Genomic DNA, 12,598 nt, shown 5'->3' with positions numbered 1-12,598 from the left:
TGGTCGGGAGGCATCATGAACGTTCTTCGCCGGATTGTTGAATCCAGCCGTTTTCAGAATTTCATCACCGCCGTTATCGCGCTGAATGCCGTCATTCTCGGGCTTGAAACATCCCCGACCGTGATGAATGCCGCGGGCACTGTCCTGCATGTGCTCGATCAGTTGGCCGTTGCGATCTTTGTTGTCGAACTTCTGATGAAACTTGCCGTTTATCGGCTGGCCTTCTTTAAGCGCGCCTGGAACATCTTTGATTTCACCATTGTTGCCATCACCCTGATGCCCGCCGGTCAGGGCGTTTCGGTCTTGCGTGCACTGCGTATCCTGCGTGCCTTCCGCCTGATTTCGACCGTGCCTTCGATGCGCAAGGTGGTCGAAGCCCTGATGCGTGCCATTCCGGGCATGATTTCGGTTCTGACCCTGCTGTCGCTGGTATTTTATGTTTCCGCCGTGATGGCGACCAAGCTGTTCGGGCAGGGTTTCCCCGACTGGTTTGGCACAATTGGCGCGTCGCTTTATTCCCTGTTCCAGATCATGACGCTGGAAAGCTGGTCGATGGGCATTGTGCGACCCGTCATGGAGTCTTATCCACTGGCATGGCTATTCTTCGTGCCATTCATCCTGATCACGACCTTTGCCGTGCTCAACCTGTTTATCGCCATTGTGGTCGATGCGATGTCGACCCATGTCGATGTTGAAGAAACCCAGACACGGGGTGTGATCGAGCTTGATCATCAGGAAATCATGACCGAATTGCGCGCCTTACGGGCAGAAATGAGCAAACTCAGCAACGCGCAAAACGAACCGCCCAAGAACACTGCGCCCGAGCAAAACACACCGTCGCAAACACCCTGACCCGCCTGTCAGGATTGGTTTGCCTGCAAAAATTGGAACTTTCCTTATAAAAGGGGGTGGTTAAACGCCCCGAACCTCGTCTAATCTTTCGACAAAGTATCGGGAGATCGGGGAATGAAACTTACGTTTGCGGGGACAGGCTCGGCCTTTTGTATGGCCGCCGACAATTTTCAGAGCAACATGGTTCTGGAAACGACCCCGTCGGGCGATGACCAGCCACAACGTCTGCTGATTGACTGTGGTTCAGACGCGCGCCATTCGCTGCGCAATCTTGGTTATATGCCAAACGATTTTCATGGCGTTTATATCAGCCATCTGCATTCGGACCATATCGGTGGTCTGGAATGGATGGCGCTGGCCAACTACTTCGTCTTTGACGGGCACCGTACGGAACTGTTCGCGGTCAAGGAACTGCTCGACCCACTGTGGGAGCACTCCCTGCGCGGCGGGCTTGAAACCAGCGACCATGGCAACGCCAATCTGTCATCCTATTTCGATGTTGCGCCGCTGACCACCAAGGACGGCTTTGACTGGCAGGGTATGCATTTCGATGTCATCCCGGTCGCCCATGTCGTGACACCGGAAAATACGATGTATTCCTACGCCCTGTTCGGGCATGGCAAGGACAAAACCTTTTTCCTGACAACAGATGCGATTTTCAATCCAGAAGACCATATGCCGTTCTATAAAAAGGCGGATATCATCTTTCAGGATTGTGAACTTGGCCCCCGCCATTCCGGGGTACATGCCCATTACGACCAACTTGTGACCCTGCCCGACGACGTAAAGGCAAAGATGTGGCTGTATCACTATCAGGCATATGACAAGCCCGACGCCGTGGCCGACGGATTTTGTGGATTCATTGAGCCGGAACAAAGTTTTGATCTTGGTTGATCAGACATTCGGCGCATAATCTGCACACTACCCAAACAATAAAACGAGCAAACGGAACAAAAATGTTCCAGATCCACAAAACGGGACGTGCGAATGCCAAAATCGGTTTTTGCCTATATATGGCGTCATAGCCGCCTGCAGCAGATCATTCTGACGGTGATCACGCTGGCTTCTTTCCCGTTCCTGTATTACTCGCTTGATCTGCCCAAACAGATCGTCAACGAAGCCATCGGTGGTGCCGGTGCGCCTTATGACATCATGGGCTTTGACCTGACCCAGATCGAATATCTGTTCGCACTTTCAGGTATTTTTCTGGCCCTCGTTTTCGTCAATGGCGGGTTCAAATATTTCATCAACGTTTATCGCGGGGTGATGGCCGAACGGCTATTGCGGCGCCTGCGCTATCTGTTGTTTGACCGTGTCTTGCGCTTCCCGGTTCCGCATTTCCGCAAGACCAGTCAGGGCGAAATCGTCTCCATGATCACCGCCGAGGCCGAACCGCTTGGCGGTTTCTTTGGCGAGGCGATCTCATTGCCGCTCTATCAGGGCGGTATCCTGATTACGATTTCGGCCTTTATCTTTATCCAGGATCCCCTGATGGGGCTGGCGGCCATCGCGTTTTATCCGCTGCAGGGCTATCTGATCCCCAAACTGCAAAAACGCGTCAATCTGCTGGGCAAGCAACGCGTGCAGAACGTGCGACGCATGTCCGAACATATCGGGGAAACCGTTGGCGGAGCGACTGATATTCGTGCCAACGAGACCCAAGGTTTTGAACTCACCCATTTCACCCAGCGTCTGGGCCGGATTTTCGATATCCGCAAGGAAATCTATTATCGAAAGTTCTTTATCAAGTTCCTGAATAACTTCATCGCCCAGATCACGCCGTTCTTCTTCTATTCGATCGGCGGCTATCTGGTCATCACCGGTGATCTGAGCTTCGGTGCGCTTGTCGCGGCCCTTGCCGCCTATAAGGACATGTCCGCACCGTGGAAAGAGTTGCTGGCCTACTATCAGCGCCTTGCCGATGCCCGCATCAAATACGAACAGCTTCATGAACAGTTCGAGCTGAGCGACCTTGGTCCTGAACATCAACTTGAAGCCCAGACATCCAAGCCACTTACCGGTCCGCTGGATGTCAGCGCGCTGTCATGGACCGATGATGACGGCACGCGCGTGGTCGAAAACGTGTCCTTTAACATGCCGCTTCCGGGCAAGGCGCTTCTGACCGGATCATCCGACAGTGGCAAGTCGCAACTCGCAAGGCTTCTGGCGCGTATTCTTGATCCCAGTGGCGGGCGCATTCAATTTGCCGATCTTGATGCATCAAAACTGCCGGCCGCCGTGGTCGGGCAACGCTTGGCCTATGTCGGGGCGGATGCCTATCTGTTTAATGGCAGCATCTCGGACAACCTGTTTTATGGCCTGAAACACCGACCGGTCCTTCTCGAACAGGGCAACGACAACCCCGATCCAAAAGAAGACACATCAGGAACCGCTATTGTCACCAGCAACGCCGCATCTGAAAAGGCAAAGCCCTTCCCGGATCCGAAATTCGTCGATGTGATCGAGCTGTCTGATCCCACCGAATTGCCGTGGAAGCTCACGCGCGAGATGTATGACGAGATCAATATGTCGGGCAATATCCCCTATGATCCGTCTGCCGAATGGATTGACTATGTCGGTCCGGGCTTTTCATCGCGCGAAGACCTGCAAAAGGAATTGATGCGCCTGCTTGAGGTCGTCGGTCTGGATCGCGATATTTATCGTATCGGTCTGTTGCGCCGGATCAGTCCGGAAGAACGCCCGGATCTTGTTGAATCGGTTCTGACCGTCCGCCCGCGGCTCAAGGAAATTCTGGCCGAACGCCAACTGTCCGACCTTGTCGAACCTTATGACTTTGAAAAGTACAATGATAACGCACCGGTCGGTGTGAACATCATGTTCGGCACACCGTCGCGCACGGAATTCAAACGTTTCGACTTCCTGTCGCACCCCTATATTCAGAAAAGCCTGCGTGAAAACGGCCTGTACGACAAGATGGTCAAGATGGGGCGTGAAACGCTTGATCTGATGATCGAATTGTTTACTGGCCTGCCCCCCGGGCATGAATTCTTTGACCGTTACAGCTTTGTCTCGGCCGATGAAATTCCCGAGGTCAAAAACATCCTGCGCCGGACCGAAGGTGTCGCCGTTGATGACATGCGCAAGGAAGACCAGCTGCGTCTTCTCGATGTTGCCATGCATCTGACCCCGGCCCGTCACCGTTTGCGTGTGATTGATGACGGGTTCCGCGAACTTGTCTTGCAGGCCCGCCCCAAGGTCCGCGCCAATCTGCCCGAAGAACTGGCTAAATATATCGACTTCTTCGAGGCCGATGGCTACGCACCGGCCGCCCCGATCCTTGATAACCTGCTGTTTGGTCGTTTTGCCTATGGCCGCGCAAATTCAGAGGAACGCGTGGGCGAAGTCCTGTTTGAAATCGCCCATGAAGGCGGCCTGTATGAAGGGTTGGTTGCGCTGGGCCTTGAAAGTCAGGTCGGCGTTGGTGGCAGTCGCATGTCCCAGACCTTGCGCCAAAAAATCGCCCTCGTCCGCGCCCTGATCAAGAACCCGGACCTTCTGGTTGTTGACGAAGGCCTGTCAGCCCTTGATCGCGAAACCCGCGAAAGCATCATCAACTACCTGACCGGGGAAACGGACCACACCAGTTTGGTCTGGGTCGATGATGATGACCATGCCGGCGAGAAGTTCGACACCCTGCTGCACATGTCGAACGGCAAGCTGGTCAAACGTCGCAGCATGGCCGATGACAGCGAAACAACAACCGATGACGGCGAAGACGATGCCGCCGCACTGGCAAATGGCGACATTGATCAGGAAGTCCGGTTGCTGCGCACCATCCCGCTCTTTGCCGGGCTTGATCCCAGTGTTGTCAAGCTGCTGGCCTTTACCAGCCCGCGCCTGACCTTCAAACATGGTGAGGTTCTGGTGAAACAGGGCGACCCGGGCGATGCGGCCTTTATCGTCATTTCCGGGCGCGGTGAAATCTGGCTGACCACCGATGAGCATCAGACCCTGAAACTGCGCGATGTTCATCCCAAGGAAGTCATTGGTGAAATCGCCCTTCTGGTCGATGCACCGCGTTCGGCCACCATCCGCGCGGTCGAGGACATGACAGTCCTTAAACTCGACAAGGCCGAATTCCTTGGTCTTGTCCGACAGGACCAGGCGGTCTCCAACCAGCTGATCCGTGTTCTGGCCGAACGCCTTGATCAAACCACCAAACAGCTGACCAACCGCAATAATGACAAAGAATGACGAAGCTTCGCGCTTTGTCATTCCCGCCGTGTTTGAACTGACTTTATGAACTGCGCCCGATGAACAAAATCGCCTCCATCCTGCTTGCCGGACTGCTTGCCATTGTCATGCTGGGCGGCTTTATTGCCCTGGTGGGCGGCAGCATCGTCGGTGCGCTGGTCTTTGTGGTTGGCATTCCGGTCGCCTTTCCGATGACCACCAGCGTCGTGGTGCTGTTTTTTACCGTCATCATTATCCGCACCGTGATCGAAAAACGCCGTCAGAAACGTGAAATGCGAAAATATCTTGATCGCGCAGAAGACTGAATTTCTGCGCTTTTTGGCCGCTGGCAGAAAAAACATTCGTTTTTTGCCGCTCCTCGCCAAAAAAAACGCATTAAATGGCACGGAGTTCGGACACCTCCTCTGACCAAGCGTTGCTACCTTCCTGTCAGTTCAATGACACGCTTCGCGCACACTGCGCTTAAGGAAGGAGGTCCCCATGACGGCACAATCAAAGGAACAACGCTGCGTATCGCTCAGCCAGCTTTCCGATCTGCGTCTGCTGCGCGAACATGCCTATATTGATGGTCGCTGGTGCTCGGCTGATAATCTTCAGGTGATCGAAGTCACCAACCCGTTTGATGGCAGCTTCATCGGCACGGTGCCCAACATGGGTGTCTCCGAAACCCGCAAGGCGATCGCAAGTGCCAAGGAAGCCTTCCCGGCCTGGGCGGCCCTTCTGCCGCAGGAACGTGGTGCAGCACTGCGCCGCTGGCATGATCTTCTGATCGAAAACAAGGAAGACCTGGCCCTTCTGATGACCCTTGAACAGGGCAAACCGATCAACGAAGCCCGCGGTGAAATCGATTATGCCGCAAGCTTCATCGACTTCTACGCCGAAGAAGCCAAACGGGTGAATGTTGAAAACATCACCTCCCACCTGCCCGGTCGCAACATGACGGTCAAACGTGAACCGATTGGCATCACCGCCGCGGTAACACCATGGAACTTCCCGTGCGCGATGATCACGCGCAAGGCCGCCGCCGCACTGGCAGCCGGTTGCTCCATGATTGTCCGCCCGGCCACCGAAACGCCGTTCTCGGCCACAGCACTGGCCGAACTGGCCGAACGTGCCGGTATCCCGGCCGGTGTGTTTAATATCGTAACCGGTGATCCGAACCCGGTGGTGGGCGAGCTTTGCGGTAACACCGAAGTCCGCGCACTTTCCTTTACCGGCTCAACCGAAGTTGGCCGTCTTCTGCTGTCGCAAGGCGCACAGACGATCAAGAAAATGGCGATGGAACTGGGCGGTCATGCACCGTTCATCGTCTTTGATGATGTCGATCTCGACGAAGCCGTTGCCCACGCGGTAAACGCCAAGTTCGCGACCAGCGGTCAGGATTGCCTGGCAGCCAACCGCATCTTCGTTCAGCGCGGTATTTATGACGACTTCCTTGATAAATATGCCAAGGCCATCGCAGAATTGCGGGTCGGCAACGGCATCGAGGAATATGTCGAAATCGGTCCGCTGATGCATGACCGTGCGGTTGCCAAATGCGAAGACCATGTCGCAGACGCGCGCGCAAAGGGTGCCCGTGTCCTGACCGGCGGCAAGAAAATGGGCGGGCTGTTCTATGCCCCGACCCTGCTGGCTGATGTCACCGATGACATGCAGATCTATCGCGAAGAAACCTTCGGCCCGGTTGCCCCGGTCATGGCATTTGATAGCGAAGACGAAGTCGTCGCCAAAGCCAATGACAGCGAATATGGCCTGGCTGCCTATCTGATGACCAAGGATTACGACCGTGCCGCACGTGTTTCGAACGCGCTTGAATACGGCATGGTTGCACTGAACTGCGTGAAAATCACCGGCGCGCCGATCCCGTTTGGCGGCGTCAAACAATCGGGTCTCGGCCGCGAAGGATCGCGCCATGGCCTCGAAGAATTTACCGAACTGAAATACGTCTGCGCTGCTTACAAAGCGTAATGCGCGCAAAGGCATCAACCGCATTCACATGGGAGAATTAAAATGAATGTCATCAAAAACACCACTGCAGACCTGCAGGAAATGGACCGGGCGCATTTCATGCACCCATCGACCCATATGCGTCAGCACGCGGCCGGCGAAACTCCGAACCGCATCATCAATGGCGGCAAGGGCATCTATATCCATGACACCGAAGGCAAGGAAAGCCTCGATGCATTTGCAGGCCTGTACTGTGTAAACATCGGCTATGGCCGCACCGAAATTGCCGATGCGATCTATGCGCAGGCAAAGGAACTGGCCTATTACCACACCTATGTTGGTCACAGTAACGAAGCGATCATTCGCCTGTCGGATCGTATCGTCAAAAGCGCGCCCGAAGGCATGCAGCGCGTCTATTATGGCATGTCCGGTTCGGATGCGAACGAAACCAACATCAAGCTGATCTGGTACTACAACAACATCCGCGGCCTGCCTCAGAAAAAGAAAATCATCTCGCGTTGGCGTGGTTATCACGGCTCGGGCATCATGACCGGTAGCCTGACCGGCCTTGCTGCCTTCCACAACGCATTTGATCTGCCGCGCAGCCCGGTTCTGCACACCACCTGCCCGCACCACTACTGGAATGCCGAGGCCGGTGAAACCGAAGCAGAATTCGCCAAACGCTGTGCGGATGATCTGGAAAAAATGATCCTGCGCGAAGGTCCGGAAACCGTTGCTGCCTTTATTGGCGAGCCGGTCATGGGCACGGGCGGCATCATCACCCCGCCAGAAGGCTACTGGGAAGCCATCCAGGCCGTTCTGAACAAATATGATGTTCTTCTGGTTGCCGATGAAGTCGTGACCGCCTTTGGCCGTACCGGCTCCTATTTCGGCTCCCAGCACTACGGCATCAAGCCGGACCTGATCACGATCGCCAAGGGCGTCTCGTCGGGCTACCTGCCGCTTTCGGGTGTCATCATCGGCGAACGCGTCTGGAAAGTTCTCGAACAGGGTTCCGATCAGATGGGCCCGATCGGCCATGGCTGGACCTATTCCGCGCACCCGGTTTGCGCCGCAGCAGCCAACGCCAACCTCGATATCGTTGATGGTGAAAACCTGACCGGTAACTCAGCAGAGACCGGTGGCTACTTCCAGCAGCGGATGCATGAAACCTTTGACAACCATCCGCTGGTTGGCGAAGCCCGTGGTGTTGGCCTGATGGCAGCTCTTGAGTTTGTCGCAGACAAAACCAAGAAGGAACGCTTCGATCCGAATGCGAAAATCGGTCCGCGCGTTTCGGCAGCCTGCCTTGAGCGTGGCATGATTGCACGTGCCATGCCGCACGGTGACATCCTTGGCTTCGCACCGCCGCTTTGCATCACCAAAGCCGAAGTCGACAAGGTCATCGACATCGCCAAACAGGCTGTTGATGCAGTTGCCGACGAAGTCGCTGCTGGCAAATAAGCCAATCAAACATCACTAATAACCGCCGCGTCATACCTTCTTCCCGACGCGGCGGCCCACAGGGGCCGGACCCATGCCGGCCCCTGTTTTATTGTGTCACCCGGCTGCATTGCACCCCAATACAGCAAGGCTTACTGACACTTCGTTTTATAGGCACTACCGTCCTTAACGGCATAGACAGAACATGTTTTCTGTACGGATCCCATATACTTAACCTGCACGACGACAAACTCACCATCACTGTCTTTTTGCCACGCGTCGCCATTGGCAAGGACAAGATCATAGCTGTTGCCCTGCTCTCCTCCTGGGTTCGTTGCACCTTTAACCACGTCCTGATCTGCCGATCCTTTCAGCACGTCAATGACGGTGACCTTGCCGTCAGAAGCCGTTTGCTTGAGCAAAGATGATGGGGCACGCCCGTCCCCCTGATAAACTTCCGCTTTTGGCGAAGTCACAACAGAGCCGAGCAACAGCAAAGCAAACATGATTGCCGGGAAAAGGGCGTCGCGCAGCCCCTGAAGCAGGTTGAACATATTCACAGCCAGATCCTTTCACGTCAGTTTCAACACCACAGTCCGATCCTCGGACAGGGCAGGTATGAGACGCGGAAAACCTGATGTTGTGAGTATCACCACGATCCGGGTGCATAGCTTTCAGGACAAACAAAAACCCCCGCAAGCATCGCCTGCGGGGGTTTTGTGAATTCCCGTGTTAGTCGGGAAATTCCGATTACATCGCGGTACCGAATTCTTCACGAAGCGATTTCAGCACTTCTTCGGTGTCGCCGCCAACTTCGTCAACAAGGCTTGCGCCAATGCCTTTGGAAGCTTCCTTGAACACCGAACGCTGTTCTTCGTTCAGACGGATGACTTCGATTTCCGGCTTGGCTTCCTTGATGCGTGCCAGGGCTTCTTCATTGGCCTTGGTCTGGGCTTCATAGATGAAGTCGTCCAGTTCGGCCTTCACCTCTGCCAGCATCTCTTTACGCTCGTCAGACAGACCGTCATAGAACGCCGCGTTCGACACCACGGTGGTGGTGTATTGCTGCTGACCGGCATAGATCAGATAGTCGGTCACTTCGTAGAATTTTGCACTTTCAACGAAGAAGATCGGGTTGACCTGTGCGTCAATCACGCTGGTCTGAAGACCGGAATAAACTTCACCCCACGGCAGGGCCACCGGATCGGAACCGAACGATTCATAGGTCTCGATCAGGATCGGCGAGGTCATCACGCGGAACTTCACACCATCGAAATCAGCCGGCTTTTCGACCGGTTTCTTGGTGGTCCAGACCATTTCGCCTTCCGGGTACATGGTATAAAGCTTGAGCCCCTTGGACTCGAAATCCTTCGACAGACCGTCGTAAATCGTCGGGCTGGAGGAAAGAACCTTCTTGTTCACCTCGTTATCCTGCGACAGCAGGTAGGGAACGCCAAAGACCTGAATTTCCGGAACAAAGGTCCCAAGGTGACCAGGGGATGCGTTCGAGAACTGAACAGCACCGGCTGCGGTCAGCTCGGTAATGTCATTCTCGGTGCCCAGCTGGCCATAGGTGTAGATGGTCACGTTCACATCGCCATCGGTCTTTTCTTCAACCAGGCGCTTGAATTCCTGCGCATACAGGTCCTGAACATCACCCGGGCTTTCTTCGTGGGCGAATTTCCATTCCTCGGCGTGGGCAGCGGTCCCGGCAACTGCAAACAGCGCAGCAGCCGATAGGGTCGCCTTAAGGAGTTTGTTCAAACTCATATCGAAGTCTCCCGTGTTTTCACGCGCAACGACCGGCTATGCAGCCTGAAATCGGGGGCGTTTGGTTGGAACATCACTGTCATGAACGCGCAAAGTGTTGAAATGTTCCTGCATCAGGTCAATGCTAGTTTTGTCTCATGACAAATTAACATCGAGACCTACACAGAACCCCACCCCTCATGTTAGGCTGCCAAAAATATCAGGGGTGGAAATAGAAAAATGTGGTTACCTGAAATCGACCTAAGTGGCGAAACAGGTCCGAAATACAAGGCACTCGTCGAAGCAATCATTACCGATATCGAAGCAGGCAGACTTCGACATGGTGTCAGGATGCCAACACACCGTGAACTGGCCTATCGCCTTAAGGTCAGCGTGCAAACAGTCAGTGCGGCCTACAAGGAAGTCGAACGACAGGGCTATCTCAGATCCGAACGCCGCCGTGGCACCTTTGTGCAGGCCCGCCTGACCGACCGGGCATCGTCCTTCATTCTCGACAGTCGCCAGCCCGATCTGATTGACCTTTCGATCGTGCGCGCGGCCTATACCGATTTTCACAATGACCTGTCGCGTCAGATGCATGCCAAACTGGCCGAAGAACCCCATCACAGCTGGATGGAAAGCTGCCGGCCCGTGGCCGGGTTCGAATACCACCGCGAAATCGGCCGCACCTGGCTTGCGGGCATGGGGGTTGATGTTGAACTGCCCAACCTGCTGATTACCAATGGCGCGGCACAAGGCGTCTTCACCGCCCTGTCCACCGTCATTCAGCCCGACGATGTCGTCCTGACCGAAAGCCTGACCGATCATGGCGTGATCGGCTCCGCCAGCATTCTGCGCTTCAAGCTCGGCGCCCTTCCCACAGATGACGAAGGCATCCTGCCCGATGCATTTGAGCGCGAATGCCGCACCCGTCAGGTCCGCGCCCTTGTCGTCACCCCGATCTTTACCAACCCGACCAATTGCCTGATGGGGCTTGAACGGCGCAAACGCATCGCCGAAATCGCTGAACATTATGGCGTTTACGTCATCGAGGATGATGTTTATCGCCCGCTTCTCGAAGAAAACCTGCCACCGATCACAAGCTTCCTGCCCAAACTTGGCTTCCATGTATCAAGCCTGACCAAGGTGGTTATGCCCGGGCTTCGCACCGGCTTTTTGACAGTTCCCGCCCACTTGTCGATTCGCGCCAGCAGCGTTTTACGCGTCACCGGCTGGATGGGAACACCCCTGATGGCCGAGATCGGCGCACGCTGGATTGCCGATGGATCGGTCGATCAGGCCGTGACTGTCCAGCGCGCCCTGATGCGTGAACGTCAGGCACTCGTGGCCGATATTCTTGGCGATGCGGTTGTCCGCCATCACCCGACGTCGCTCAGTGCCTGGGTGCGTATTCCAACGCACTGGCAGGAAGAATGGTTTGCCTCTGAACTGCGGAAAAACGGGGTTGCGGTGACAATTTCCGATCCGTTCATGACGGTCAAGGTCCCGCGCCCGAATGCCATGCGCATCTGCCTTGGCGGTGCGCCCGATACACCGACCGCACATCATGCGCTGATCCAAATTCGCCACACCATGGATCAGATGCCGGGCGTTCATGCCTTCGACGTGATGTATTGATTTTGTGTCATGACAAAAATCTGATTGAACCACCACAAAGCGTTTTTATTCTGACAGGACCGGCGTGAAGCGGAAGACAGCCCGTGTGGGAGGGAACCAAACATCCACACACAACGTTCCACAATAATGTCTCGCACGCGCATCAAGGAGGTTCTATGTCAGGTTCAAACGGGGAGGCCCCCGCTCCGAGTGGCGGGGCGTTGGGTATTCTGAGAAAACTTGATCACGGCTTGTCCGTTGTCGAGCGACAGCTTCTTGGATGGAGCATTGTGATCATGGCGGTGAATACCGTTGCCAACGTGATCATGCGTCTGGGCTTCAATTCGAGCATCTTCTTTTCCGAAGAACTCAATCAGTTTCTGATCATTCTTGTGACCTTTGTCGGCATCAGCGAGGCCGCCCGCATGGGCCGCCACATCCGCATGTCCGCCTTTACCGATATGCTGGGCCCACGTGCCAGCAAGATCATGATGATCATCATCACGCTCGGCACCGCCAGCCTGCTGTTCCTTCTGGCGTGGTATTCGCTTGATTATGTGTCCTCCCTGATCGCATCGAACCGGCTGACCCCGGCCTTGCGCATCCCTTATTACCTGACCGTTCTGATCGTGCCGTTTGGTCTGTGTGTCACCGGCATCCAGTTTGTTCTGGCCGCACTGACCAATATCCTCAAGCCCGGGACGCACCTGTCCTATCAGGTTGAGGATACGTTTGACGACGCCGACGAGCATCATCTGTAAGGGGGAATGGAAAA

The 12,598-nt window shown here is 55.2% G+C and carries 10 protein-coding genes; 8 read left to right on the top strand and 2 right to left on the bottom strand.

From position 1 onward, the window contains the following. The first annotated feature begins 15 nt into the window (after positions 1–15). The 6 genes from ACXAF0_RS05560 (at position 16) to ACXAF0_RS05535 (ending at position 8,478) form a co-directional block, all read left to right on the top strand. Positions 16–852: an ion transporter gene (locus tag ACXAF0_RS05560; protein WP_475344619.1), complete on the top strand. Its 837-nt coding sequence runs from the start codon at positions 16–18 to the stop codon at positions 850–852. A 114-nt stretch (positions 853–966) separates the two neighbouring features. Continuing rightward, positions 967–1,746: an MBL fold metallo-hydrolase gene (locus tag ACXAF0_RS05555; RefSeq protein ID WP_475344617.1), complete on the top strand. Its 780-nt coding sequence runs from the start codon at positions 967–969 to the stop codon at positions 1,744–1,746. Positions 1,747–1,839: 93 nt separating this feature from the next. Continuing rightward, on the top strand, positions 1,840–5,067 hold the full coding sequence (locus ACXAF0_RS05550; protein ID WP_475344614.1) for an ABC transporter transmembrane domain-containing protein: 3,228 nt from the start codon (positions 1,840–1,842) through the stop codon (positions 5,065–5,067). Between the two features lie 59 nt (positions 5,068–5,126). Further along, the gene (locus tag ACXAF0_RS05545; protein ID WP_475344612.1) at positions 5,127–5,372 is read left to right on the top strand and encodes a hypothetical protein; all 246 of its coding nucleotides are present in this window, start codon (positions 5,127–5,129) and stop codon (positions 5,370–5,372) included. 175 nt (positions 5,373–5,547) lie between these two features. Next, positions 5,548–7,035 (top strand): NAD-dependent succinate-semialdehyde dehydrogenase, encoded by a 1,488-nt coding sequence (locus tag ACXAF0_RS05540; RefSeq protein ID WP_475344607.1) that lies wholly within the window; start codon positions 5,548–5,550, stop codon positions 7,033–7,035. 42 nt (positions 7,036–7,077) lie between these two features. Further along, positions 7,078–8,478 (top strand): aminotransferase, encoded by a 1,401-nt coding sequence (locus ACXAF0_RS05535; protein ID WP_475344606.1) that lies wholly within the window; start codon positions 7,078–7,080, stop codon positions 8,476–8,478. Between the two features lie 131 nt (positions 8,479–8,609). On the opposite strand, the gene ACXAF0_RS05530 is transcribed toward ACXAF0_RS05535, so the two are convergent. Beyond that, the gene (locus ACXAF0_RS05530; RefSeq protein ID WP_475344604.1) at positions 8,610–9,011 is read right to left on the bottom strand and encodes a hypothetical protein; all 402 of its coding nucleotides are present in this window, start codon (positions 9,009–9,011) and stop codon (positions 8,610–8,612) included. A gap of 196 nt (positions 9,012–9,207) precedes the next feature. Next, positions 9,208–10,227, bottom strand: coding sequence for a TRAP transporter substrate-binding protein (locus ACXAF0_RS05525; protein WP_475344603.1), 1,020 nt, complete (start codon positions 10,225–10,227; stop codon positions 9,208–9,210). 219 nt (positions 10,228–10,446) lie between these two features. On the opposite strand from ACXAF0_RS05525, the gene ehuR reads away from it, so the two are divergent. Further along, positions 10,447–11,844 carry a MocR-like ectoine utilization transcription factor EhuR gene (ehuR, locus tag ACXAF0_RS05520; RefSeq protein ID WP_475344601.1) on the top strand — a complete coding sequence of 466 codons (1,398 nt, stop codon included), beginning with the start codon at positions 10,447–10,449 and terminating at the stop codon, positions 11,842–11,844. A 155-nt stretch (positions 11,845–11,999) separates the two neighbouring features. After that, positions 12,000–12,584 (top strand): TRAP transporter small permease, encoded by a 585-nt coding sequence (locus tag ACXAF0_RS05515; RefSeq protein ID WP_475344598.1) that lies wholly within the window; start codon positions 12,000–12,002, stop codon positions 12,582–12,584. Positions 12,585–12,598: the final 14 nt, after the last annotated feature.

The sequence above is a fragment of the Thalassospira sp. ABD4_177 genome (genome assembly GCF_056160125.1).
This window is presented reverse-complemented; position numbering and strand designations above follow the sequence as displayed.